We start from the raw sequence: 26,998 nt of genomic DNA, 5'->3' as shown, positions 1-26,998 counted from the left end.
CTGAGGAAAGAAAGTAGGTGGAATGATGTCTCCAGATCCGAGTGAATATTATTCGAATAGTTTTGACAAATGCGGAGGCATCGTTAAACAGTAGCCTCCGTCTATAAAGGAGGGGTACTGTGTTAGAATTCTACAAAACATTTGAAGATGGTACACGCAAGATTGATGCAGCTGAACCAGGTTGCTGGATCAATGCGGTAGCACCCACAGAAGAAGAAAGAAATTATCTAATTGAAGAAATTGGAGTTTTGCCGGAATTTGTAAAATCTTCTTTGGATGAAGAAGAAAGTTCACATATCGATTACGATGATGATTTTAGACAGACACTGGTCATTGTCGACTATCCAAGTGCCGATGATGAGCAGACCGGAGAAGATTTTACAACTTTGCAATATACGACCTTGCCATTAGGTGTTGTGATTTTAAAAGGATATATTGTAACAATTTCTCTACATGAAAATTACAATATAGAAGATATGGCTCAGCAGCGAATCAAAGGAATTGATACTCGTTTAAAAACACGTTTCTTGTTGTTACTTGTCTTGCGCATATCACAACGCTATTTAATTTACTTAAGACAAATTGATCGCTTATCTTCAAGAACAGAAATGCGTTTACATCAGTCCATGCAAAATAAAGAATTGATTCAGATGTTAGGGTTGGAAAAATCTTTAGTATATTTTTCAACATCTTTAAAATCTGTTGAGATTACTTTAAATAAGATCATGCGAGGAAAACAAATTAAACTATATGAAGAAGATGAGGATTTGTTGGAAGACGTAATGATTGAGGTGCATCAGGCCATTGAGATGTGTAACATTTATTCAAATATCTTGTCTGGTACGATGGATGCCTTTGCGAGCGTGATTTCTAATAACTTGAACATCGTAATGAAAGTTTTAACCGTTATCACGATCGTAATGTCAATTCCAAATATTATCTTCAGTTTTTATGGAATGAATGTTGATGGACTTCCATTTGCTTCAAGTATCTGGATTCCAATTGGTATTGCCGTTGTTGCATGTGCGATCGCAACGTATATCTTTTCTAAAAAAGATATGTTTCATTGATATAGAAAAATAGAGTCTAAGAGCTCAGTAGATCTAATATCTATTTTGAGTCAAGACTCTTTTTTTCATCGCTATATTCGAAATGAATTGTTTTTTTATTAGAAGCACAAAACAATTTAAAAGTTATAACATTTACTTTCTTTTTTTTGTGGCTGTGCTATGCTTGAAGCAAGGAAGTGATATCATGCAATTATCAATAATTACCGATCAAATCAATCAGGATTTTGAAACAGCTTTACAAATCATTCATGAACATGGCTATAAGTATATCGAAATCCATAATGTTTTTTCAAAATCTATCGAAGAGTGTAACGACAAAGAAGTAAAAAAAATTAAAGAATTAGTTCAACGTTATGAAGTAAAAGTAACGAACATAGCGAGTACTATCTTTTTCTTGTGTCCTTTATACGAAAATGATCAAGTTACTTTGTTCAATCCTGAGTTTTATTCGATTAAAGGAAATGTTCACACGCATTTAAGGTATCTTGAGAATGCTTGTAAAATTGCTCTAGAACTTGACTGTAAACGAATTCGTGTATTTCCATTCCGTTGGCCAGATAATAGAAAACCGCCTTTTGGCACAAAAGAGGATATGGAAATTATCTTGAATAACCTATTGTTGGCAGAAAAAATTGCTCGTAATTATGGAATTACGCTTGTCTTAGAGAATTGTCCATATTCGCATCTACCAAAGGGGAAGATGACCTTACAATTGGTTCAACAGATCAATAGTCCTTATCTCAAGCTTTTGTGGGATCCAGCCAATTCATATCGCGCCTTTAAACAAAATGTTCCATTAGAATATCAGGGGATAACACTGATTGAAGAATTAAAAGAAGTTTATCCTTACATCGATCATATTCATGTCAAAGATTATCATTATGTAGAAGGATTTAAAAAACCGTTTGTGCATAAACCAATCTATGATGGGGATATTGATTATGATTCTATCTTTGCCTACCTAAAAGAACAAGGCTATGATAAAGCACTGTCCTTAGAGCCAGAAGTTAGTCATAAAGAAGCCTTGTTATGCATGAAAAGACTACAAGAAAAGACAAAATAAAAAGCAGGGATTCCTGCTTTTTATTTTATTTCTTGATGCTTGGTTCTACAGCTTTATATAGAAGAGGAACGATGATCAAACCTAAGATCAAAGTTGGAACCATGTATGTTGCCTGGTAAACGATGCTTCCCCATAAATCAACACCCCACACAACAGTTCCAGAAATGGTTGAACAAACAAAACGAATGAAGTTTGTTACCAATACACCTGTATAGAAATAACCAAAGTTTGGAAACAAACATGCGATTCCATATACACTGAATGCTAATAAATAGTCTAGTAAAAAACCTAGTAAATCAGGTGTATACATAGGTCCTGTTACAAATTGAGCGAATACGGAAACAACGGATACAAACAATCCTTTCTTCCATCCTAGATGATAACTAGCCATTAACAAAGCTAGAGTAGATACACCTAGGCTTCCTCCGTTTGGCATTTGGAAGATTCCTAATGTATTGACAAATGTGTCCAATACCATAAATAGGGCAACATAAAACGCCATCAAAACTAGATCTTTAACTGATAAATTCTTCATAAAAAAACACCTCCATGTTTGAGGCGTAAGGATCATTACAAAAATATCAAATACTTTTATAGACTCCCTACGCTAGCATTACCTAGTTCAGGTCATGAGGGACCGTTATCATAACATCTCAGCCAAAATTGGCGCCCCTGTCTTGACAGTTCTATTATAGATATTTTTTTTAATGATGCAAGTTAAAATAATAAATTTCTGGTGTAGACAACAAACGAACATTGACATTTGTACAACCAACTCCACTAGAGATAATATAATCAAAACTTAGATTTCTCGAGATGGATCGATTTAACTGGGTGGCATTTTCGATACTTCTATAACCTCCAATGATTGGATAGGTTACTTGTGTACCATGAGAATGTCCTGCAAGAGCTAAGGAAATCGGATATGAAGCAAGTGTTTCATTAACTAGCGTATCTGGATAATGACTTATCAACAGATTGTATTCATCGGAACTTAAATTAGATAACGCTTGTTCGAAGTTAGGCTGTGAAGATAAACCAATTAAACGAATTGATGCAGTGGATTGATTTCCAATTTTAACATTGATATCACTTAAGATTTCAAACTGGCTATTGGAATAAATGTTATTTACCGTATTTAACATCGTTTCATCTAACTGATCTTTTTCACCAAGAACCGTAAATTTACCTAAAGGAGCATCGATTTTTGATAAATAGTTAATTAAAAGTTGATTGTTTTCATCATTGATCTGATCAGATGAATCATATAAATCACCACCGAAGATCACAACATCTGGAGCTAGATCATAGATGGTGTTAAAGAGATTTTCCGTTCGTTCTTGATTTTGAAACTCGCCGAATTCTAAGTCTGTGAAGTAAAGGATGGATACATCATTCAAACTTGTTGGGATAGCTTCATCCTGCAGAGTTTGATAAATAACGTTTAGATTATTAGGATTTACATAGATTGCCCGATACAAAGAAAAAGTGATCGATACCATGATACCGACAAGGATACTTAGAAGAATGATCAACTTTTTTTGTAGATTTGTAATTTCCATATGTTCACCCCTATGCAAAAAATTGTAACATATCAAATTGAAAAATCAAAAAAAGGATAACTTTGAAGTTACCCTATTCATGTGAAGTATTTACCTTGCGGGGTTTACGTGCTGTTTTTCGCGCGTTTTGTAATTCTTCCATCGTAGCCTTGGAATTGATGATAACAGGAATTACGATTGGATTTCGATGTGTCTTTCTATATAAGAAAGGTTCCAGTGTTGAGCGAACACAGTTTTTCAATTCAGAGAATGTAGTTTTTTCTTTCATTCTTTCCTGTAAAGAAGCATTTACGATAAATTCAGCTTCCTTGATCAATCCCTGTGAATCTTTGATGAACACAAAACCACGTGATACGATAACCGGACGCATCAAGATCTTATTGATCTTGGAATCAATGGCAATAACGACTGCTACCAATCCGTTGTCTGCCAATATGCGACGATCTTTTAAGACTGCAGTGGATAATCCACTGATGTCATTTCCATCGACATAGATATCATCTCCCTGGTATCGCCAGTCGCTTTGAAGAATTTCATGATTACGCAAAATCAAGATATCTCCATTGGCGCAAACAAAGATGTTTTCTTTAGGGATACCTACCTCCATGGCGGTTTGACGATGCTGCATCAACATTTTATATTCGCCATGTACAGGCATGAAATATCTTGGACGAATCAATTGCAGCATAAGTTTTTGTTCTTCTTTAGAAGCGTGCCCTGTTGTGTGCAGATTGTTCAAAACTGATTTTGTAAGAACGGTAGCTCCAGCACGGAACAAATTGTCTACGACTTTATTAACACTGGATGTGTTTCCTGGGATTGGATTGCTGGAGAAAACGATCGTATCACCTGGTTTTAGATGAATGTGACGATGTGTACCATTGGCAATTCGACTTAGTGCAGCCAAAGGTTCTCCCTGGCTTCCTGTACAGATGATACAGATTTTATCATCTGGTGTATGTGCTAATTCATCCGGTGATAACATATCACTGTTCTTGATATGGATCGTACCCATTTTTCGTCCAATATCCACCACATTTTCCATGCTTCGACCAAACACGATAACTTTACGTTTGCATTTGACGGCTGCTTCAATGATTTGAGAAACGCGATGTACATTTGAGGCAAATGTCGCAACAATCAAGCGCTGTTTTGTTTTGCGCATGATTTCTAAGATCTCGTCTGCAACTTTCTTTTCTGAAATAGAAAAGTCTTCAACACCTGAATTGGTAGAATCCGACATTAATAAATCTGGTTTTAAAACTCCAATATGAGCCATTTTTTGATAATCGGCATTGGTTCCAACTGGAGTTAAGTCAAATTTGAAGTCACCTGTATGTACGATCGTTCCATTTGGTGTTGTGATCAATACTCCTAATGAATCTGGGATGGAGTGGATCGTATTGAAAAATCCAACGGTAAAATAACGAGTTGAAACGCGACTATCTTCGTTGATTTCAATGATTTTTGTGTTCTCTAATCCTTTATGTTCACTTAATTTTTTTTGAATTAAAGCTTTGGCAAATCGAGGTGCATAAATCGCATCGATTTGTACTTGTTTTAATAGGAATGGGATTCCTCCAATGTGGTCCTCATGTCCATGTGTTATTACTAAAAATTTCCTTTTTTTGTTCATACGAATCAAGTGGTGATAGTCAGGAATGACATAATCGACACCCAAAAGCTCATCACCAGGAAATAAAACACCGCAGTCTACGATGCATATTTCATTCTCGTGTTCATAACAATACATGTTTTTACCAACTTCGCCTAGTCCACCTAATGCATAGATGAGGGTATCGGTTTTCTCAACATGATTTTTGGTATGATATGGTTTTCTTGAGTTCGTATGCCCTAAAACATTATTTTGTCTAGTTGGCATATTCTTCCTCTTTCTAATTCCGTTTTTCTTTTATCATTATAACAAACAAATATCTTAAAAAAAAGCAGAAGCTAAATAACTTCTGCCAACTCATCTTCTTTCCATGGATCGTTTTTATCAATGCGATCATAGAACAATATTCCAGATAAATGATCAATTTCGTGTTGTAAGGCTATCGCAAAATAACCTTCTGCGCTGATAGTTACATTATCGTCTTTGATCAAGTCATAGCCACGAACTTTGATGCGTGCATGACGGAATACGTGTCCTTCATGAACCTCTTTGACGGATAAGCATCCTTCTCCATTATCTAAGTAAGCGTTTTGTACAGATTCACTGATGATTTTAGGATTGGCAAGGGCAACTTCCTGCACATTGCCTTCTTCGTCCGGTACAACGACCGCAATTAATTTTTTAGGAACTCCTACTTGAATGGCCGCAATACCTACAGCTGGTTCTAGATTGTCTCTTTCGGCAATTTCTTCATCGGTTGAATTACGCACATATTCTAACAGTGCTTCTAGAAGCTCTTTATCTTCTTGGTTTAAGGGGAGCTCTACTTTTTCACTTTTTTGTCTAATTCTTGGATCTGTGTCCAAGATGATATTCTCACATGTAATCTTCATAATTTTTATCCTCGGACTCTATTCTAGTTTATTTTTTGATAAATGACAATTTATTTGATTATTTTTCTCATTGCTTTACACATGTGTTAAAATAGGTGCATGGCTAGAAAAAGACTCTCAAGAAAAGATAAAGCACAAAAAAAGTTAGAACAGAAAAAAAAACGTACTCAGCGATTACGTTCTTTTATTGATTTGATTATGTTGCGAAAACATAGTGATATATACATAAATGTAGCAGTCTTTGTCTTAATTTTGTTTGGAACGTTTATGATTGTTTCAACCAACGTTGGACAGACTACGACAAATTCTACGGTCGTTTTAACTACACTGATAAAACAGATTGTCTTTTTGTTTGCGGCATATTTCTGTATGTGGATCGTCAATCATGTATTCAGCTTTCGTTGGTTTAGTAAAGCAGAGATGATGTTTATATTATTCATGTCGGTATTTATGATGATGCCGTTTGCCTTTAGTGCATCTGGTGGATCTCAGGCATGGATTCGTTTACCTGGTGGTATTACGATCCAGCCAAGTGAATTTACCAAGCCGCTTTTGATCGTTTTGATTGCCTGTGCAGTTTATAAGGCAAAAAGAAATCCTAAGTTGCAGGAAAAATGGTCTAAATTATTTCGTTTTCCTATTTATGCACTTGTGTTAGATATTATCTTTTTGATTCTACAAAGAGACTTGGGAACAATGTCCATTGTTGCAATGATTTTCTTTGTTTGTATATTGATTCCAGATTACCCATCAATTCAAAGAATCCAAAAAAATCTAAAACGCCTATTTACAGTAAGTGTTTTAGGTGTGGTGGTTCTATTTGGTATTACGGATATCGGAACAGACATCATTGCCCAGACACCTTTTTCGCATGTTGCGACTCGTATTGAAAACGCAAAAAATCCATATAATGATATATATGGAGAAGGATATCAGCCAGCCAACTCTTTATACGGTATTGCATCAAGTAATATCATAGGAAAGGGAATAGGGGCTTCTGCACGTAAATATGGATATTTAACACAGGCGGATAACGACTATATCTTGGCCGTAACGATTGAAGAAACGGGTGTTTTTGGATTAGGACTGATCGTACTTTTGTATGGGGTCATAATTTATCGTTTGTTTTATTATGCTTTTAAGACAAATGAAACAGTTTATAAAATTGTGCTAGTTGGAAATGCCACCTATTTGTTCATGCATTTCTTCTTGAATGTTGGTGGTGTGGCTGCCTTGATTCCATTTACCGGAGTTCCGCTGCTGTTTATTAGTAGTGGTGGTTCTTCTTTGATGGCTATTTGTACGGCGATTGGTTTATCGCAACAGTGTATTTCACAAATACGAGTAAAGGAGATGAATGCCTAATGCGTATCGTTGCAGGAAAATATGGATCAAGACCTTTGAAATCATGCAAAGGCGATACGACAAGACCGACAGCAGATAAAGTGAAAGGGGCTGTTTTTTCCAGCCTTGGAGGTTCTTTTGATTCTGGAAGAATGTTGGATTGTTACAGCGGCACAGGCAATATGGCTTTAGAAGCTTTATCAAGAGGTATGAAATTTGCAACCATGGTTGAAAAAGATCGTATGGCTCTTAATGTAATTCGCGAAAATGTGAAATCTTTGCAGGAAAAGAATTGTGAAATCATATCTGGGAGCATTTTTTCTGTTATGAATCGATTGAAAGAAGCTTATGATCTAGTTTATATTGATCCTCCTTATAAAGAAGAAAAGAATGTGGAATTGATCGAAAAATTGGATCAGTTATCTTTGATAAATACAAATGGAATGGTCGTAGTGGAAAGTTTGGCTCAACAAACATTTCCAGAACAGATCGCAACACTATCAAAACAAAAAGAAAAAGTGTATGGTATTACCAAGATCACATATTATAGAAAGCAGGAACAACAATGAAAACAGCAGCCTTTTGTGGAACATTTGACCCGGTAACTTTAGGACATGTGGATTTGATTAAAAGAGCAAGTAAGATGTTTGATAAACTGGTGGTCTTTGTTTCACCTAATTCGCTGAAAACGAATACTTTTTCAAATGAACAAAAACTTGCCTGGTTAAATGAAATCACTCAGGATATGTCCAATGTCGAGTGTTATATCCAGGATGGATTGGTTGTTGAAGCTTGTCATAAAGTTGGGGCAACTGTGCTTGTCAGAGGAATTCGAAATACAGTGGATTTTGAATATGAAAAGAATATGGCTGGTATGAACGCTTTGATCGATCCAGCCATTGATACGATCTGCCTTTATACAAGAGAAGATCTGGCGCTTTGTTCCAGTACGAATGTTCGTGAATTTATAAAATATGGTTTAGATATATCGTCTTTTGTACCAGAGTGTGTGCTTAAAACGATCAAAGAGAGGGAATCAAAATGAGAACATTTACAGATTGGTTAAGAAATGAAGGCTTTAGACCAAAACGAGAAGATATTTATGAGGAAGCTTGTACACATTCAAGCTATGCCAATGAACATCCTCATGGTTGTGATAATAATGAACGTTTGGAATTCATGGGGGATGCAGTCTTGCAGATTTGGAGCGCAGATCAGTTGTTTCATATGCAGCCAAAGATGCACGAAGGGAAAATGACAACCTTACGAGCTCAGACGGTATGTGAAGCAACACTTGCAAAGTTAAATGAAGAACTAGGCTGGTATAAATTTTTGAAATTAGGAGTTGGTGAAGAAAAGAGCGGAGGTAGAAAGCGTCGTTCTTTAATGGCCGACCAGTTTGAAGCTTGTATCGGAGCAATGTATATCGATTTGGGATATGAAGCCTGTGATAAGATTTTGACCGAATATATGATGCCAGTATTTGGTAGTGAAAAAAGTGAAGATGTAACAGATTATAAGACCCATCTTCAAGAGGTGATCCAGGCTGATTCTAGAAAGACTATTCAATATAAACTTATTGAAGAACAAGGTCCAAGTAATGCGCCTACTTTTACGATGGGAGTCTATTTGGATGACATCTTGTTAGGAAAGGGAACCAGCAGCACAAAGAAAAAAGCTGAGCAGCTGGCTGCCAAAGCAGCCTTTGATAAAATGGCTAAGTAAAGGAGGAAAGTATGGCACAGGACGTAACAAAATCCTTTGAAAAACTATTACCGTCATCATTAACGGGATATTTTGATAATGCGACCTTTGTCAAAAATCCTGTTTTTCATTCGCAAAAAAAACAATTGGAACTAAACATTGAAGTAGAGAATGTACTTCCATTTTCTATATATGAAGAAGTTTTTTCTAAACTACAATTAGCTCTTCATGTTCATCTTGTATGGAATCTGCAGTCTAGAAATCCTCAAGTTTCAATGGAAGAACTTGATCTTTATGTCAATTATTTTGTAGAAAAAGTAGATGTGTTGCGATGTTTTCGTTTTCTACATCCTTATCAGGAAAATCATACTGTTTGTTTTTCAACGAAAGATCCAGAAAGACTAGCATCTTTAAATCTTTCTTTGCCTACACTAAAGGAAGAATTGAAAAAAGTTGGTATTGAGATGGATATTCTATGTAAATTGGTTGAAGATGATGAAGATATAGAAACCAATGTGATTGAAATCAAACCAATTCCTCAAAAGGTAGCGCCAGAACCAAAGCGCAATAACTATTCTTATAAAAAAGAAGAAGCGGAAATCTATAAGATTTCAGAACTTCAAGTAGGAATGCGTAATGTTGCCTTTGAAGGACATATTTTTTCTATTGATAATCGAGTCATGAAGTCAAAAAAAACATTGCAGATGTTATATATCAGTGATTATGAAGATGCGATCGTTGCCAAACGTTTTGAAGGGGCACGATGTCCTTTAGAAGAAATCGAAAAAGCAAAAAAAGGACAGACCGTTCGTGTAACTGGTGAAGTTGTCTATGATTCTTTTTCCAAATGCGATGCCTTTATGATCAACAAGATGGAAGTGATTCCAGAAAAGAAACGGGTGGATAATGCCAAAGAAAAACGTATTGAATGGCATGTTCATTCCAATTTCTCAGAAATGGATGGGGTTTGTGCAATCGAAGAGTTCATTCAGACTGCATATGACTGGGGCATGGATGCGATTGGAATTTGTGACCACCAAGTCGTTCAGGCTTTTCCCATGGCACAACATAAGGTAAGTGCTTTAAATAAAGCCAATCCAAATCGCAATTTTCAAATGTTGTATGGTTGTGAAATGAGCATGGTAGATCCAGAATATAAGATCGTAACCAATAATAACCATGCCAAATTGGAAGATTGTACATTTGTGGTATTTGACCTTGAAACCACAGGTTTATCCAATCGTTTGGATAAGATCATTGAATTTGGTGCGGTCAAGATGAAAAACCGTGAAGTGATTTCACGTAAACAGATGTTTATCAATCCAGAATGTAAATTGCCGGCACATATCATGTCTTTAACACACATTACACAAAATGATGTAGATAGTGCTAAGACGATCGAAGAGGCAATAGATGAAATATTAGAGTATTTTGAGGATGCAGTATTGGTTGCCCATAATGGAGTGTTTGACGTTGGTTTCATCAATGCAGCTTTACGTAAGCTAGGAAGAGAAGTGTTAAAGAATCCAACAATTGATACTTTGCCGCTGGCATACGCGATCCTGGACCGAAAAGGATATCGACTAGGACAGGTATGTCGTTCTTATGGGGTCAGCTATGATGGCGAAGGTGCCCATAGAGCTGATTATGATGCGGAAGTCTTATCGCAGGTAATGTGTCATATGATGAATGATCTGGGCAGTGAGGCAACGATGGATACATTATGTCAGTTGCAGGATAAACCAGAAGGATTTAAGAAGAATCATCCAAATCACATTACTGTATACGCTAAAAATAAAGAAGGGTTAAAAGAACTTTTCGAATTGATTACTTTATCGCATACACAATATTTGGCTTATAATGGAAAATCAGGTGAAAATGTGGTGGCAGAGCCACGCATCATTCGCAAAGAGTTGATCGAAAAACACGCACATGGAAATCTATTGTTTGGATCTTCATGTCAAAATGGTGAGATCTTTGATTTGGCACATACGCGAAGTGAACAAGAATTGTTGGATGCGATGGATTTCTATGATTATATCGAAGTTCAACCTTTAGAATGTTATAAAAATATGATCGATCGAGGCAGTATCAAAGATGTCGATGAATTAAAAGAAATCATACGCTTTATTCTTGATGCAGCCAAGAAGAAAAATAAGATGGTCATTGCGACAAGCGATGCACACTATGTACACCCACATGAAAAACGTGTGCGTGATATTTATATCAATGCCAAAGCGATTGGAAACGCAAGGCATCCTTTATATTTCTATGATCGTGTAAAGCGTAAAGCATGCAAGGCACCGGATCAGCATTTACTGACGACAGATGAGATGTTGCAGGCATTCAGTTGGATTGGGGAAGATCTTGCATATAAGATCGTTGTCGAAAATCCAAGAGAACTTAAATCTATGATGGAACCAATTTATCCAATCAAAGATAAACTGTATCCACCTGATATTGAGGGATCCGATCAAAAATTACGTGATATTTGTTTTGAAACAGCTCATTCGATTTATGGAGATAATCTACCAGATGTAGTAGAGAAAAGATTGTCCCGTGAATTAGACAGCATTATTGGGCATGGATATTATGTTGTTTACTATATTTCACATTTATTGGTTAAAAAGAGCAATGATGATGGATATCTAGTCGGAAGTCGTGGATCTGTTGGATCCAGTTTTGTTGCGACGATGTCCAATATTACCGAAGTAAATCCACTGACACCACATTATGTATGTCCAAAATGTCATTACTATGAATTTGTTGATGATGAAGATGTTAAATCTGGATTTGATCTTCCAGATAAACCGTGTCCTGTATGTGGAACTATCATACGTGGTGATGGACAGGATATTCCATTTGAGACATTCCTGGGCTTTGAGGGAGATAAAGTTCCGGATATCGATTTAAACTTCTCTGGAGAATATCAGCCAACAGCTCATGCCTATACCAAGGAAGTATTCGGTGAAGATCATGTCTTTCGTGCAGGAACCGTAGGTACGGTTCAGGAAAAGACAGCTTATGGATATGTCAAGGGTTATGAAGAAGAGATGGATATTCCTGAATACAGTGAGGCAAAGCGTACAGATCTGGCAAAAGCCTGTGAAGGGGTAAAACGTACTACAGGACAACATCCAGGTGGTATCGTTGTTGTGCCATTGGATATGGATGTTCATGATTTTACTCCAGTACAATACCCAGCTAATAATCCAAATGCAGAATGGAAGACTACACACTTTGATTTCCATCAGATTCATGACAATATCTTAAAATTTGATATTCTTGGGCACGTTGATCCAACTGCCATGAAGATGTTGGAGAGAATTACGGGTGTAGATGTAAGAAAGATTCCAATGAATGATATTGAAACGATGATGATCTTCTCATCGACAGATTCATTAAAAATTGATACGACAAAATACAATGAGGTAACCGGAGCAGCCGGAATTCCTGAATTTGGTACTCCATTTGTTCGTGGTATCCTGGAATTGACAAAACCAACGACTTTTGGAGAATTGGTCACAATTTCTGGATTGTCCCATGGTACAGATGTTTGGTTAGGGAATGCCAAAGACTTGATCGATAATGGAACATGTGTCTTAAGTGAAGTTATCGGATGTCGTGATGATATCATGGTCGATTTGATTCAATATGGATTGGAACCAAAGCTTTCTTTTACGATCATGGAGAGCGTTCGTAAAGGAAAAGGTTTAAAAGATGACTGGATCAAGGCAATGAAAGCCAGCAATGTTCCAGATTGGTTCATTGATTCCTGCCTAAAGATCAAATACATGTTCCCAAAAGCCCATGCGGTTGCCTATGTTATGATGGCGGTGCGTATTGCCTGGTTCAAGGTGCACATGCCAGTTCATTATTATTGTATGTTCTTTAGTATTCGTTGTGATGCTTATGACATTCAAACGATGATTGCAGGTGAAGAAGCGATCCGCATGCGAATGAGTGATATCAAGCGCGCAAGAGAAGATAAGACCCAGAAAGTATCGGATAAAGAAAATGCGATTTATGATACGTTAGAACTTGCCTTGGAAATGACATTGCGTGGTTTTAGATTCTCTAATGTTTCAATCAATCGTTCAGCAGCCAATGAATTTATCGTAGACCCGGATGATCCTAAAGCTATAATTCCACCATTTACAAGTCTGGATGGATTAGGTGATAACGTAGGAAAATCGGTTGTCGAGGCAAGAGAAAAACGACCATTCTTATCCAAAGAGGATGTCTTAAAAAGAACACAGCTTTCTAAGACCTTGTGTGATCGATTGGATCAAATGGGTGCTATGGAAGGATTGGACGAAGAAAACCAAATGACTTTATTCTAATAATTTCTCTATAGGTTCATCTTAATATGTTCAAGCAATGAAAGATGCAGTAGATATCGATGGTGTCGATATGATGGGATATACAAGTTGGGGACCTATTGATCTGGTAAGTGCCTCTACCGGTGAGATGAAAAAACGCTATGGTTTTATTTATGTTGATCTAGATAATGAAGGAAAAGGAACTTTGAAGAGAACAAAGAAAAAATCATTTGCGTGGTATAAAAAGGTCATTGAGACAAATGGAGAAGATTTAAGTTATTGATACAGAGATAGAGCGGCTTAGGCTGCTCTTCTTTTTTTGAGTTTATGTGCGAATTGAGTATAATTAGGATATGGTTTATAAAATATTTATTGTAGAAGATGATAAAGTGATTTCACAAAAAATGGCAGAGTTTTTATCCAGCTGGAATTACCAAGTAAGGCAGGTTCATGATTTTTCTAAGATCATGGAGGAATTTATTGCCTTTGATCCGGATCTGATCTTGATGGATATTACGCTTCCGCATCTAAATGGTTATCACTGGACCTTGGAGATTCGTAAGTTCTCCAAAGTACCAATTCTATTTGTATCTAGCGCCAACGACGATATGAACATTGTTATGGCGATATCGCAGGGAGCGGATGACTATATCACAAAACCATTTGATCTACAGGTTTTGGCTGCCAAGATCCAGGCCCTATTAAGAAGAACCTATGATTTTAATTCACAAAGTCATTTTATTGAACACAAAGGTGTTCGATTTAATGTGGAAGATAATACAGTGTCTTTTCAGGACAAGAGCATCGAATTGACCAAGAATGAAGCCAAGATCTTGAGACTCTTGTTGGAAAGAAAGAATTCGATCGTTTCTCGAGATGATTTGATGGAATACTTGTGGAAGACTGATTATTATGTGGATGAAAACGCACTCAGCGTGAATGTGAACCGTTTACGAAAGAAGTTAGAACAAATTGATGTTCGAGATTTTATCATCACAAAAAAGGGAATTGGGTATTTGGTATGATAGTGCTTCATTATTTAAAAGATAGATTATTGGCCATCATCGTGTTTTTGATGTCATTTTTGATCTTATCCTTTTTATTCTTTCTCTATCGATACGAATTAGATATGATCATTTATGCCTATATGTTGATAGGAGTATTGATCTTAGGTGTCTGCATCATTGATTTCTATCGTTATTATAAGCAGCACGAGACATTAACGACCTTACAAATCAAAAATAATGTATCTTTATCTCCTTTTATTTTGGATACTTCTTTAAAGGGACAGGATTATAAGAAGATCTTGCAGGCTATGGATCAAGATAAACTGCGGATTATTGAAGAAAATGAAGCTAGACAAAAAGAACAGATGGACTATTTTACATTATGGGCTCATCAAGCCAAGCTTCCTATTGCAGCCATGCGCCTTTGTCTAGATACAGATCCAATTGATCAAAAAGAACTCAAAATGCAGCTTTTACGCATGGAACAGTATACAGACATGGTTTTGGCTTACTTAAGAATGAACAGTACACAGACAGATTATGTTTTTCGTGAACAGGATCTAGATGATCTCATTCGTCAAGCCATTCGTCATTTTTCCAGTGAATTTATATACCGTAAGGTTATGCTGGATTTTAAAGAAACGCATACATGCGTATTAACCGATGAAAAATGGTTTGTGTTTGTATTAGAACAAATTTTATCTAATGCCTTAAAGTATACAAATCCAAAAGGGAAGATCATGATTTACTTACAAGATGAACATGAGCTTGTGATTGAAGACAATGGAATTGGTATTGAACAAAGCGATCTAAAGCGAGTCTTTGAAAGAGGATTTACCGGATACAATGGTCGTATTGATAAGAAAGCCAGTGGTCTGGGTTTATATCTTTGTAAGGAGATTTTGGATAAGCTTAATCATTCAATTGCGATTGAGTCCAAACGACATCAGGGCACTAAAGTTATCATTACATTGGACCGATATGATTTTGGTATATTAAAGGATTAAAGCTCACAATATGTGGGCTTTCTTTGTGTTTCTTTCAGAAATGTAAGATTCGCGTTTGTTTTGTAAGGAAATTCGATGGTTGTGTATTTTCTAAACATCTATACTGAAGATGTATTAAGGAGGAGACGAATTATGTCATTATTAACAGTAAATCGATTGAAGAAAGTTTATACTACAAGATTTTCGCAGAACCAGGTTCTTGCGCTATCCGATGTAAACTTCAGTATAGAAAAAGGGGAGTATGTCGCAATCATGGGAGAATCAGGATCTGGTAAAACAACGCTCTTGAATATTCTGGCTGCATTGGATAAACCAACGAGTGGTACTGTTTTATTGAATGGTAAAGATATCACCAAAATTAACGAAAAAGAAATCTGTGCTTTTCGACGAGATCATCTTGGGTTTGTTTTCCAGGATTTTAACTTATTAGATACGTTTTCCAATATGGATAATATCTTTTTACCATTGGTTCTATCTAAGAAGAAGTATCCTGAAATGAAATTGAAACTAGAACCGATTGCGCGTCAGTTAGGAATTGAGTCGATTTTAAAGAAATATCCATATGAGATTTCTGGTGGGCAGAAACAAAGAGTAGCGGTTGCCCGTGCATTGATCACACATCCAGATTTGATCCTTGCCGATGAACCAACTGGGGCTTTGGATTCTAAATCAACAGAAGAATTGCTTCGTTTATTTTCTAAAATCAATGAAAACAATCAAACGATCTTGATGGTTACACACTCAATCAAAGCAGCCAGTCATGCCCAAAGAGTGTTATTCATCAAAGATGGTGTGGTATTCCATCAAATCTATCGTGGCGATAAGAGCATGGATGAAATGTATCAAAATATCTCCGATACTTTGACAGTGCTGGCGACGGGTGGTGCTCGCAATGAGTAAAACGTTTTACTTTCGACTGGCATTTGATAATCTAAAGAAAAATGCCAAAATGTACATACCTTTTGTCCTTTCCTGTATCTTAACGATCATGATGTATTATATGGTATCTTCTTTATCTATGAATCCCAATATGATGAACATGATTGGTGGAGATGTCATGCAGCAGATTTTAAGCCTGGGCATCTATGTTATTACGGTTTTTGCGGTAATTTTCTTATTCTACACAAATTCATTTTTAATCAAACGAAGAAAACGTGAATTTGGGCTCTTTAATATCTTAGGTATGGAAAAGAAACATCTTTCTATTGTGATTGCCTTGGAATCTATTATTGTCTTTCTTGTGTCAATGGTTCTAGGAATCGGAATAGGAATTCTTTTAGATAAAGCGTTTTATCTGTTGATTGCCAAGATGTTAAATGCATCCATTGCCTTGGGATTTTATATCTCTTATCAATCTATCGTAAATTCAATCATTTTATTCTTGATTATCTTTGTTTTAATGTATTTATTCTCTTTGATTCAGATTAATTTATCCAATCCAATTGAGTTGCTGCATGGAGATCAACATGGAGAAAAAGAACCGAAAACAAAATGGCTGTTAGCTCTTATAGGTTTGATTTGTCTAGGAACAGGATATTATATGTCAGTTTCAATCCAAGATCCAGTTACTGCTTTTGCGTTCTTCATGGTTGCGGTCATTCTAGTCGTAATTGGAACATATATGTTATTTACGGCTGGCAGTATCGTTATCTTAAAACTCTTAAGGAAAAATAAGCGTTATTACTACAAGACGAATCATTTTATTTCTGTTTCCAACATGATTTATCGTATGAAACAAAATGCGGTTGGCTTGGGGAACATTTGTATTTTGTCTACTATGGTTTTGGTTATGTTATCGACAACAATTTCTTTATGGGTCGGAATGAACGATATCATCGAGACCCGTTTCCCTCGAGATATCACAGTATCTATTAATAGTGTAGACTCTAATCAGGCTCTTTATACGATTGATGATATGAATTATGCCATTGAACAGGTAGGTATTCAAACGGAAGATGAATTGGTTTACCGTACTTTATCCGTAAGTGCTTTTAACCAAGGAAATACATATACGTTTGGAAATGAGAATATGTCATTGCAGGATATTTCAAATGTAGTTGTTCTGTATTTTATAACACTTGATGACTATAACAGAACAGAAGGAACCAACGTGAGTCTTGCGCCAGATGAAGTGTTGGTTTTTCCATCAGGAAAGCAGTTTGATCATAAAACAATTGATATTGCCTCAAATACATTTAAGGTAAAAGGAATTCTAGATTCGATCAAAGCCGATTCCAATTACAGTGCCAATCTGCAGAACTCAATGTTTGTTGTAGTAGATTCTATGGATACTTTGTTTATGATCGATGATCTTCAAAAACAAGCGTATGGTGATAATGCAAGTTATATTCATACCAGTTATGATTTCAATTTAAGCAAATCAGAAGAAATGAGCGTTAAAGAAGCCACAGATGCCTTGATTGCCAACTATCCAGGAGATACAACTTACATGATGGTGGATACACAGGAAGGAAATTATGAAGATCTATTGTCTTTATATGCCAGCTTCTTGTTCATCGGCATCTTCTTGAGTTTTCTATTTATCATGGCCACAGTCTTGATCATGTATTATAAGCAGATCACAGAGGGATATGAAGATAAGAAACGATTTGAAATCATGCAGAAAGTAGGACTGAATAAACGTGAAGTAAAAAAGACGATCAATTCTCAAGTTTTAACTGTATTCTTTCTACCTCTTGTGGTGGCAGCGATCCATATTGTGTTTGCCTTCCCAATGATTGAAAAAATGCTACGCTTATTGTATTTGGATAATACAAATCTTTATATTATGACTACCGTAATTTGTTTTGGAGTATTTGCCTTAGTGTATGTTTTGATTTATTTCTTGACCAGCAAGGTCTATTATGGAATTGTTCGAAACGCTATGTAAGATCATTCCAGGCGCTTTGTTTATTATTTATCTGTTCTATATTAATCATAAGGAAAGTTAAATCAATAAGCTTAAAATTCAATATTGTTTTAAATGATTCTATGCTAAAATAAGGACATTAGTGAAATAAGGAGTATAGAATTTATGAGCTTTACGATGAAACCAAAAAAGAACATATTATTCGATTTGGATGGAACATTATTGCCAATGGATATTAATGAGTTTGAAAAGGCATATTTCATGGGATTATGTGGTTGTATGATAGATCGTATCGATCCAAAAGACCTATATAAACATATTTGGGGTGGAACCAAACAAATGGTATTGAATACAGGACCTAAAACAAATATGGAAGTTTTCCGTGATTATTTCAATAATAATACAAGCTTAGATTATGATGAGTGTGAATCAATTTTTTTGGATTTCTATGCCAATGAATTTCAAAATTGTGTGAATGCATGTAAGGTTACCAATCTTAGCAAGGAAATTGTTTCGACATTGCAGGAAAAAGGATATACTGTAGCAATCGCAACAAATCCAATCTTCCCTCAGATTGCCACATATTCACGCTTAAACTGGCTTCATATTGATCCAGAGAGTCTTCATTTGGTTACAACTTTTGAAAATTCGCATTCTGCAAAGCCAAACCCAGCTTATTACAAAGAAGTTTGTGAGTCTTTAAAGGTGGCTCCAGAAGATTGCATCATGATTGGTAACGATGTTGCGGAAGATGGAATTGCCAAAAAACTTGGAATGGAAGTTATGTTGATCGAAGATTGTCTTTTAAATAAAGATAATTTACCAACAGATGATTTCCAGATGGGAAGTTTAAAAGATTTATTAGAATGGGCAAAGAGCTTGCCTGAAATTCAATAAAATGACAATATCAAAAAAGACCACAATATGAGTGTATCCAAATATTGTGGGTCTTTTTTATAAAAAGAAATCATTTATTCTTTATTATGGTTCTTTTGTGTGTTGAATTATAAAACAAATTGCCAATTCTTTTCCCAACAACCTGTTTCTGTATTCCAAAGACGTTTATAGATGTGTTCTTCAGTAGAAACATATATCCATTGCGCTTCTTTTGATGTTGGAGATAAGGAGTTGTTTAAAACTTGTCCGTAAATTCTGGATGATATATTGAGTTCGTTTATGTTATTTTCTGTGAAATATTCTCGTTTTACCGGAGGATAATAAAAGCTTTTTAATGAAATACAATGGACACTTATAGAAGAAACAATGAGTAAGATCATTATAACGATATGCATAAAACTGTGTTTTTGAATAAGACTTAAATATTGAATTCTGCACTTCAATGCATTTATATTTGAATCAATGATATTTGTGTTGTATATACAATTTTCTTTGTTATGATTGTTTAATATCTTTCTTTGTACATCTATTAGAGTTTGTGCGTATTTCATTTTTGATATTTTATTTTTATCTTTTGTGACAAAATGGTCGATACGTATTTCTAAAACGAGATTTGAGTTTTTTTGAAAAATATAAACAGGATAGAACCACCAGTAAATAATAGTTAGGATGTTAATGATAAATTTTATAAAAATGTCGTGATGATTTATATGAGCAATTTCGTGTTCTAAGATGTTTGATAATTCTTGTTTATTGAAAGTGATAGAAGGAATAAAAATTGTCTTATTAAATCCTATGAGAGATGGAGTGCTCACAAACTCTGAAAGACAAACGGTATAGTTTTTTTTAGAATTTGGTAAAAAATGAGAGACAAGATGTTTGTGGGAATTCTGCACAAGGATTTTAAATTTTCTTTGAATAAAAATATTTTCTTTAATAAAAATAATGAGCTTATATATTAAACCAATGAAATATATGAATAAGAAAATGGATGTTTTGGAAATAATATTATTTAAATCGGCTTTGAGGGCATTATGAATTGGATTCATAATACTTGGTGCAATGATTGATTGATTAAAAACAAATTCAAGCGGAAAGTACATTGTTAAAATGATTATGATTATTAAGACTTCTAAAGTTTTCAATGTAAAGAGATGGTTTTTTAGTGAAAAATTTAGAAATAAAATCAAAACTGTGCTTAGACATAGAGCAATTAAAAGAGAGGATGGAGTTAATAGCATGTTAATACCCTATAATTCTTCTTTTTTTTGTTTTATTAATTGTTCCAATGCATTAAGTTCTTGAATATCATTAGTCGTTTCAATGTAGTTACTAGCTAATTCAAAACTAGTTTTTTTATTTATAAAACTAGAAATGTACTTAGTTTGAGTTAAAACTGGAACATATTTTCTCATAAAAGATTTGTTGTTTTGAACAATTTCAGCTACTTTAATATAGCCTTTTTTTAATAATCTTTGAAGGACTTGTTGCACAGTATAAATACTTATTTCTTCTTCACAAAGCTCTTTGATTTCGGCTGCCGATAAGGAATTATTGTTGTTCCATAAAATGCTCATTACTAAATTCTCTCTCTTAGTTAATTTATCTAAAAGCATATAATCACTCCTTTGAATATATAATAACAATTGATAATATATTAAGCAAATAAAATATATAAAAAAAAAGATTGCTAAAAATAGAAATCGATATATAATAAAATTGAAGATTACGTAATCATAATATTTCCTTTATTTTCATAATTCGTTATGAAAGCCTGACAAATTACATATCAGAAATAGAAAAGGAGGCGCTATATGAAACGAATTACGATTACTGGTATAGTGTTATTATCAGGTATGCTATTAATTCCAACGATGCATTTAATGGCAAATGAAAACGGTAGTAACAATCAGGGGTTTGATTTTTATGTCAATAATGTTTTTTCAGATGTGGAAGATACGAAGAAAGTTTTGGAATTGCCAAAAGGCGGTTATTTAATTGGAGAGGCTACTTTAATAACTGAAGATGGATCTAAAATAAAATACAATAGTGAAGAAGATCCTAATTCAAAAACGGTATCACAGGCAAAGATGGAACTGATTGAACGCGCAAAAACTGGACAATTATTAACAGAATGAAGAAAGAGAGTGATTATTAGAAGAAGATTTTATTTAAAAGATTATTAAGTGTGTTTCTAGCAGCTATTCTTTTAGTTCCAACATTATCTGTTCATGCAACAGAGCGAGATAGAATGACTGAAGAAAAAGCAGTAGAAATTGCGGACAATATGTTTGAAAATATTGATGCATCACAGAAAATATTAAAAACATCAGATGGTGGATATTTAATTGGGAAAGCAACCGTTACATCTGTTGATGATTATGATGAAATCATTACCACTTATGACAGTGCTATGGATCCTAACTCAATGAGTGTTGAAGAAGCTAAACAAGACGTTGTGAATTCATTAGTTCATCCAGAGGATTCATCGATACAGCCAAGATTGGCTTCACCGCCTACACAACGTTGGGTACTAGCTTTGGGTGCTGAGTATAAATCGAGCGCGTTTAGTGGATCAGGATGGAGGTTTAGTGGTTACATGTTTGCTCCTGAACCTAGTAGTGGATATTATTTGCTTTGGACAAGGTATGGAGATGATGGAAGAGTAGGAAGTTTAGATCAGGCATATGCTACGTTAAATGGTAGTCTACAAGGGGATACTATTTATAATGGTTCTCCAACTTATATCAACAAAGGTACATTATCTCATGTGTACTATACTTTTAATCCAGTAAATGGTTCGTATTATCGTGTGCAGAATATTTGATGAATTTAAAAGAGGAAGAAAACATAAACTTTATAATGCTCTCTTCCTTTTCAAGTGAATAAGGAGCTGATTAAATGAAAAGAATTATCTATATAATGTTATGCATTGCTTTTTTCGGAGTATCAAATTATCAAATAAAGGCAAATGATAAAATTGATTCTATCTTTTTGAATGATCAAATTGATTTAGAAGAATATATCGAAAATATGTTTTGTGAATTAGAAGATGATGACATTGTTTATCAAGTAAATCATGGTGGATATCTATTTAGTACTTCGGTAGATAGCAATCAGTTAAAAGAAGATTTTTTAAATCTAAATAAAGATGCAAAATTGACTAAAATGACTGTCAAACAGGCAAAGGAAAAAACAAAATATGAATTGATTGATGATTATTTATGCGGTCGAATTGAATTAACAAAAAATAGTGATATAAGTATTATTCAAAAAGAAACCCGATAACCAAAAAATGGTTAACGGGTATTTTATTTGCCTAGACAAAATTTAGAGAATAAAGTATCCAGTAAATCTTCGCGATGAACTTCACCAAGGATTTCTTTTAAATGATCATGTGCCATTTGAATATCAATTTCAATTAAATCCGGTTCTATAAAATTTTCCATTGCCTCTTTTGCTCGTATCATATCCTGCTTAGCTTGGTTTAATAAACCAATTTGTCTTTCATTAGATAAAAGAGGTTCTTCTTTTAACAAGTCGTTTTGATACATGTTTTCCAAGGCTTCGATCAAGGAATGGATATCATTGTTTTGGGCACTGATCCAGATACCTTCTTTGTCTGTGTTTTGAGACAGGTCTTCTTTGTTGTAGATGATCAAACGCATCTTATCATTTGTAAGCTCAAGTAATTTTTTATCTTCTTCATCTAAAGGCTTGCTGCCATCAAAGACTAATAGAACAAGTTTGGCTTGTTTTAATTTTTCCTGACTTTTTTCAATTCCTATTTGTTCTATCTTATCTTTGGCATCGCGAATTCCTGCTGTATCGATCAGGTTTAACTGTATGGAACCAATATGGATCTGTCCTTCCACGATATCACGTGTGGTGCCGGCGATATCGGTTACAATTGCCTTATCTTCTTCTAATAAAGCATTCAATAATGAACTCTTACCGACATTTGGCTTTCCAATAATGACTGTATCAATACCTTTCTTCAACAGTTGTCCTGTTTGAACACGGTTCAAAATGGTATCAATCTTGGTGAGCCATTCATTGGTTTTTGGTAGCAGATCGTGTGTTGTTAGTTGGGCAACATCATCATATTCTGGATAGTCAATATTTACTTCAATATTGGCAATGATTTCCATCAAATCATCGATTAGAGGTTGCAGCAGTTTTTTGATACTGCCTCGGATACCTCGAATCGCCATATTGGCGGCTGTATCATTGGATGCTTCAATCATATCTTGTACGGCTTCAGCTTGGGATAAATCGATTCTTCCATGATAGAAAGCTCTTTGTGTAAATTCACCGGGTTTTGCCAGCATAGCTCCATGACTTAATACGATGGATAAGATCTTACGAGTGATAAAGGTACCGCCGTGGCAATTGATTTCTATGATATCCTCTCGGGTATATGTTTTTGGTGCTCTAAAGATTGAAACAAGCACTTCATCAACAGGTTGTTTGTTATCATCCAAAATAAATCCATAATGGATGGTATGACTTTTCGCATCTAATATGTTTTTTGAAAATATGCTTTGAACGATAGATATAGCTTCATCACCACTTAAGCGAATGATAGAAATAGCACCATCCTGTAATGCAGTTGAGATGGCAGCAATTGTATGTTGAAACATTGTGTTTTCCTTCTTTCTTTTGTAAATATAGTATAATATATATACACGTGAAATGTAAGAAGGGAACAACATATGAAACAATATACTCAAGATCAAATCCATGAAGTTGCCAAAGCATTTAAAGATCATGAAATCATAGCAATTCCAACCGATACAGTATATGGAGTCGGTGTGATGTATGGTGATTTAGATGCATTGCATAATTTGAAACATGCCAAACATCGTCCAGAGACAAAACCAATTCCTATGATGGTATCAAAGCTGGAACAATTAGAAGGTATTGCCATAATTGATGAAAGAACAAAGTTGATCGCAAAATATTTTTTGCCCGGAGCTTTGACACTGGTGCTTCCAGTGGATCCAAGATTGGATAAATCCTATAATAATGGACTTGAAACAATTGCAATTCGTATTCCAGATGAAGAATTTGTCTTATCTTTGATCGATGAATTAGATACTCCATTATTAGTAACTAGTGCCAATCAATCTGGCGCGCCAACAGCTCTAAAATATGAAGATGTTTTAGAACAGTTACCAAATATTGATGGGATCGTACTAGGAAAGTGTAGAGCACTTCAGGCAAGTACGATTGTGGATTGTACTAAAGAAGATCTAAAAATTTTAAGAGAAGGACCAATATCATTAGAAGAGTTAGTTTGTGTGATTGAGAATAAATCAAAATAGTATTTGACAAAGTTATTTTAGTCTTGTACGATACTTAGCGGATAAAGGCTATGAAAAGGACGAGTATCTTAGGATAATGTTACAGAGAGCTTTTGGTTGGTGGAAAAAAGCACAGGACCTTTGAGAATAAAACCTTGGAGCTGTATGTAATTCCTGCATTAAAGGAAGCACTGTTAATTGACAGTGGCAGAGGTTTTCTAGAGTGATCTGGAAGACAAACTAGGGTGGTAACACGAGCATTTCGTCCCTATGACGAGTGCTCTTTTTTTTATTGAGTATAGGAAAGGATAAAGAAAATGGAAAAATTAACTGAACAGGAAAAAGTGCGTCGCCAGAAGATGCAGGATCTTCAAGACATGGGAATCGATCCATTTGGAAAGCGTTATGATCGCACAACAACTTCTGGAAAAATCGTTGAAGCGTATGAAAACTGCACAAAAGAAGAACTTCAGGAAAAAGAAGTACACGTAAAAGTGGCAGGACGCATCATGACCAAACGCCGTCAGGGGAAAGCTGGTTTCATGCATATCCAGGATGTGGATGGACAGATTCAGATTTATGTACGTAAAGATGTAATTGGTGATGATCAATATGAAATCTTTAAGAAAAATGACATTGGAGATATCGTAGGTATCGAAGGAACGGTCATGAAAACGGACCATGGCCAGTTATCTGTTCGTGCGCAGGTATATACACACTTATCTAAATCTTTAAGACCATTGCCAGAAAAATTCCATGGTTTAACTGATGTAGAAGAGCGTTACCGTCGTCGTTATGTAGATTTAATCATGAATCCAGAGGCAAAACATATTGCCTTAACACGACCAAAAATTATTCGTGCCATTCAACATTATTTAGATGGTCAAGGTCTTGTAGAAGTGGAAACACCAGTATTGCAGCCTATTTTAGGCGGGGCTAGTGCTAGACCATTTGTGACACATCACAATACTTTAGATATGGATTTCTATATGCGAATAGCAACAGAATTACCATTAAAACGTTTGATCGTTGGTGGTTTGGAAGGTGTTTATGAAATTGGACGTTTATTCCGTAATGAAGGAATGGATGCAATGCATAACCCTGAATTTACAACAGTAGAAGCCTATGTAGCCTATAGTGATCTATATGGTATGATGGATCTGATTGAAGGATTGTTTGATTCTGTTGCCAATGAAGTATTAGATACAACAGAAATTACATATCAAGGGCAACAGCTATCTTTAAAAGCACCATTTAAACGAATTCACATGGTGGATGCGATCAAAGAAGCCTGCGGAGTTGATTTCTGGAAAGAAATGACTTTGGATGAAGCCAAAGCACTTGCTAAAGAACATGATATTGAAGTCGAAAAAATCCATAACTCTGTTGGACATATCATCAACTTATTCTTTGAAAAATATGTAGAAGAAACAATTGTTCAGCCTACATTTGTATATGGGCATCCTACAAGTATTTCGCCGCTTGCCAAAAAGAATGCAGAGGATCCTCGTTTTGCCGATCGCTATGAATTATTCATCTGTGGACATGAATATGCGAATGCATTCTCTGAGTTAAATGATCCAATCGATCAAAGACAGCGCTTTGAAAAACAGTTGGAGCTAAGAGAACTTGGAGATGATGAAGCCAACGAAGTCGATACAGATTATGTAGAAGCATTGGAATACGGCATGCCTCCTACTGGTGGTGTAGGACTTGGAATCGACCGCTTTGTGATGTTGTTGACAGATCAGAGAACAATTCGTGAAGTCTTATTGTTCCCGCATATGAAGCTGACAAAAGATTCTAAAAAAGCTAACAAGACAAAAATAGAGGCACCTGTTAAAACAAGTACACCTGCATCTTCAGAAGTAGTTAACAAGATTCCAACGATTGATTATTCAAAAGTAGAAATTGAACCTTTATTCAAAGATTTCGTTGATTTTGAAACATTCTCTAAATCAGACTTTAGAGCTGTAAAGGTAAAAGAATGTCGTGCTGTTCCAAAGAGCAAGAAGTTATTAGAATTCATCTTGGATGATGGAACAGGAGAAGATAGAACGATCTTAAGCGGTATCCATGACTATTATGAACCTGAAGAACTAGTTGGAAAAACATTGATTGCAATCGTCAATTTACCACCAAGAAAAATGATGGGAATTAATTCTTGTGGCATGATCATTTCAGCAATTCATCAGGAAGAAGGCCAGGAACGTTTGAACCTTTTGATGGTAGATGATGCTATTCCTGCGGGAGCTAAATTGTACTAATAATTAAAACTTAATAAAAGTACTCAGAATGTTCTGAGTGCTTTTTATTTTGATAATCAAAATAAATGCTTG

General features: G+C 35.2%; 24 protein-coding genes, 1 pseudogene, 1 riboswitch and 1 other annotated feature. Of the genes and pseudogenes, 18 read left to right on the top strand and 7 right to left on the bottom strand.

Annotation, left to right across the window (positions count from 1 at the left end; genetic code table 11):
• The first annotated feature begins 119 nt into the window (after positions 1-119).
• The gene (locus PND65_RS03055; RefSeq protein WP_022355673.1) at positions 120-1,070 is read left to right on the top strand and encodes a magnesium transporter CorA family protein; all 951 of its coding nucleotides are present in this window, start codon (positions 120-122) and stop codon (positions 1,068-1,070) included.
• A gap of 184 nt (positions 1,071-1,254) precedes the next feature.
• Positions 1,255-2,133, top strand: coding sequence for a sugar phosphate isomerase/epimerase family protein (locus tag PND65_RS03050; RefSeq protein WP_035401458.1), 879 nt, complete (start codon positions 1,255-1,257; stop codon positions 2,131-2,133).
• 25 nt (positions 2,134-2,158) lie between these two features.
• Here the strand turns inward: PND65_RS03050 and PND65_RS03045 are convergent, their stop codons facing one another.
• The 4 genes from PND65_RS03045 to def form a co-directional block, all read right to left on the bottom strand.
• The gene (locus PND65_RS03045; RefSeq protein WP_022355675.1) at positions 2,159-2,668 is read right to left on the bottom strand and encodes an energy-coupled thiamine transporter ThiT; all 510 of its coding nucleotides are present in this window, start codon (positions 2,666-2,668) and stop codon (positions 2,159-2,161) included.
• Between the two features lie 47 nt (positions 2,669-2,715).
• Positions 2,716-2,817: riboswitch (TPP riboswitch) on the bottom strand.
• Between the two features lie 20 nt (positions 2,818-2,837).
• Positions 2,838-3,695 carry a metallophosphoesterase gene (locus PND65_RS03040; protein WP_271990262.1) on the bottom strand — a complete coding sequence of 286 codons (858 nt, stop codon included), beginning with the start codon at positions 3,693-3,695 and terminating at the stop codon, positions 2,838-2,840.
• A gap of 73 nt (positions 3,696-3,768) precedes the next feature.
• Entirely contained in the window at positions 3,769-5,577 is a 1,809-nt protein-coding gene (gene rnjA / locus PND65_RS03035; protein WP_087158406.1) for a ribonuclease J1, read from the bottom strand.
• Positions 5,578-5,648: 71 nt separating this feature from the next.
• Positions 5,649-6,203 carry a peptide deformylase gene (def, locus tag PND65_RS03030; protein ID WP_022355678.1) on the bottom strand — a complete coding sequence of 185 codons (555 nt, stop codon included), beginning with the start codon at positions 6,201-6,203 and terminating at the stop codon, positions 5,649-5,651.
• A 99-nt stretch (positions 6,204-6,302) separates the two neighbouring features.
• Between def and PND65_RS03025 the strand changes: the two genes are divergently transcribed.
• The 11 genes and pseudogenes from PND65_RS03025 (at position 6,303) to PND65_RS02975 (ending at position 19,353) form a co-directional block, all read left to right on the top strand.
• A complete protein-coding gene (locus tag PND65_RS03025) occupies positions 6,303-7,568 on the top strand; it encodes an FtsW/RodA/SpoVE family cell cycle protein (RefSeq protein WP_087319400.1) in 1,266 nt (421 codons plus the stop codon).
• Positions 7,568-8,116: a 16S rRNA (guanine(966)-N(2))-methyltransferase RsmD gene (rsmD, locus tag PND65_RS03020; protein WP_087158408.1), complete on the top strand. Its 549-nt coding sequence runs from the start codon at positions 7,568-7,570 to the stop codon at positions 8,114-8,116. The genes PND65_RS03025 and rsmD overlap by 1 nt, the downstream gene beginning before the upstream one ends.
• Entirely contained in the window at positions 8,113-8,592 is a 480-nt protein-coding gene (coaD, locus tag PND65_RS03015) for a pantetheine-phosphate adenylyltransferase (protein WP_271990259.1), read from the top strand. Before rsmD ends, coaD begins: the two co-directional genes overlap by 4 nt.
• Positions 8,589-9,272 carry a ribonuclease III gene (gene rnc / locus PND65_RS03010; RefSeq protein WP_022355682.1) on the top strand — a complete coding sequence of 228 codons (684 nt, stop codon included), beginning with the start codon at positions 8,589-8,591 and terminating at the stop codon, positions 9,270-9,272. Before coaD ends, rnc begins: the two co-directional genes overlap by 4 nt.
• An 11-nt stretch (positions 9,273-9,283) precedes the next feature.
• On the top strand, positions 9,284-13,594 hold the full coding sequence (locus PND65_RS03005) for a PolC-type DNA polymerase III (protein WP_271990256.1): 4,311 nt from the start codon (positions 9,284-9,286) through the stop codon (positions 13,592-13,594).
• Between the two features lie 25 nt (positions 13,595-13,619).
• Positions 13,620-13,856: pseudogene (locus tag PND65_RS03000) on the top strand (family 1 glycosylhydrolase); the annotation flags it as partial.
• Between the two features lie 70 nt (positions 13,857-13,926).
• Positions 13,927-14,598 carry a response regulator transcription factor gene (locus PND65_RS02995; RefSeq protein ID WP_022355685.1) on the top strand — a complete coding sequence of 224 codons (672 nt, stop codon included), beginning with the start codon at positions 13,927-13,929 and terminating at the stop codon, positions 14,596-14,598.
• Positions 14,595-15,587, top strand: a complete 993-nt coding sequence (locus PND65_RS02990) for a sensor histidine kinase (protein WP_015536235.1) — start codon at positions 14,595-14,597, stop codon at positions 15,585-15,587. Before PND65_RS02995 ends, PND65_RS02990 begins: the two co-directional genes overlap by 4 nt.
• Before the next feature lie 132 nt (positions 15,588-15,719).
• On the top strand, positions 15,720-16,487 hold the full coding sequence (locus PND65_RS02985; RefSeq protein ID WP_022355686.1) for an ABC transporter ATP-binding protein: 768 nt from the start codon (positions 15,720-15,722) through the stop codon (positions 16,485-16,487).
• The gene (locus PND65_RS02980) at positions 16,480-18,477 is read left to right on the top strand and encodes an ABC transporter permease (RefSeq protein ID WP_271990251.1); all 1,998 of its coding nucleotides are present in this window, start codon (positions 16,480-16,482) and stop codon (positions 18,475-18,477) included. The genes PND65_RS02985 and PND65_RS02980 overlap by 8 nt, the downstream gene beginning before the upstream one ends.
• Before the next feature lie 144 nt (positions 18,478-18,621).
• Complete coding sequence (locus tag PND65_RS02975) at positions 18,622-19,353, top strand: HAD family hydrolase (RefSeq protein WP_271990248.1); 732 nt, start codon at positions 18,622-18,624, stop codon at positions 19,351-19,353.
• A gap of 107 nt (positions 19,354-19,460) precedes the next feature.
• On the opposite strand, the gene PND65_RS02970 is transcribed toward PND65_RS02975, so the two are convergent.
• On the bottom strand, positions 19,461-20,594 hold the full coding sequence (locus PND65_RS02970; RefSeq protein ID WP_271990245.1) for a M56 family metallopeptidase: 1,134 nt from the start codon (positions 20,592-20,594) through the stop codon (positions 19,461-19,463).
• Between the two features lie 9 nt (positions 20,595-20,603).
• A complete protein-coding gene (locus PND65_RS02965) occupies positions 20,604-20,969 on the bottom strand; it encodes a BlaI/MecI/CopY family transcriptional regulator (protein WP_195191523.1) in 366 nt (121 codons plus the stop codon).
• 198 nt (positions 20,970-21,167) lie between these two features.
• Between PND65_RS02965 and PND65_RS02960 the strand changes: the two genes are divergently transcribed.
• The 3 genes from PND65_RS02960 (at position 21,168) to PND65_RS02950 (ending at position 22,641) form a co-directional block, all read left to right on the top strand.
• A complete protein-coding gene (locus PND65_RS02960) occupies positions 21,168-21,491 on the top strand; it encodes a hypothetical protein (RefSeq protein WP_271990243.1) in 324 nt (107 codons plus the stop codon).
• 50 nt (positions 21,492-21,541) lie between these two features.
• Positions 21,542-22,180, top strand: a complete 639-nt coding sequence (locus PND65_RS02955) for a hypothetical protein (RefSeq protein ID WP_271990241.1) — start codon at positions 21,542-21,544, stop codon at positions 22,178-22,180.
• Positions 22,181-22,254: 74 nt separating this feature from the next.
• Complete coding sequence (locus tag PND65_RS02950) at positions 22,255-22,641, top strand: hypothetical protein (RefSeq protein WP_271990239.1); 387 nt, start codon at positions 22,255-22,257, stop codon at positions 22,639-22,641.
• Between the two features lie 23 nt (positions 22,642-22,664).
• Here PND65_RS02950 and mnmE read toward each other — a convergent pair whose 3' ends face one another.
• The gene (gene mnmE, locus PND65_RS02945; protein ID WP_271990237.1) at positions 22,665-23,996 is read right to left on the bottom strand and encodes a tRNA uridine-5-carboxymethylaminomethyl(34) synthesis GTPase MnmE; all 1,332 of its coding nucleotides are present in this window, start codon (positions 23,994-23,996) and stop codon (positions 22,665-22,667) included.
• A gap of 72 nt (positions 23,997-24,068) precedes the next feature.
• Between mnmE and PND65_RS02940 the strand changes: the two genes are divergently transcribed.
• Together PND65_RS02940 and lysS are read left to right on the top strand one after the other, a co-directional pair.
• Positions 24,069-24,680: an L-threonylcarbamoyladenylate synthase gene (locus tag PND65_RS02940; RefSeq protein ID WP_271990234.1), complete on the top strand. Its 612-nt coding sequence runs from the start codon at positions 24,069-24,071 to the stop codon at positions 24,678-24,680.
• Positions 24,681-24,721: 41 nt separating this feature from the next.
• Positions 24,722-24,932, top strand: a binding site (T-box leader).
• Positions 24,933-24,976: 44 nt separating this feature from the next.
• Positions 24,977-26,926: a lysine--tRNA ligase gene (lysS, locus tag PND65_RS02935; protein WP_195294103.1), complete on the top strand. Its 1,950-nt coding sequence runs from the start codon at positions 24,977-24,979 to the stop codon at positions 26,924-26,926.
• Positions 26,927-26,998 lie beyond the last annotated feature (72 nt).

The sequence above is a fragment of the Faecalitalea cylindroides genome (genome assembly GCF_028321995.1).
In the GTDB taxonomy this organism is placed as follows: Bacteria; Bacillota_I; Bacilli_A; order Erysipelotrichales; family Erysipelotrichaceae; genus Faecalitalea; species Faecalitalea cylindroides.
Note: the sequence above shows the minus strand (reverse complement) of the source record. Positions and strands in the feature narration are given on the sequence as shown.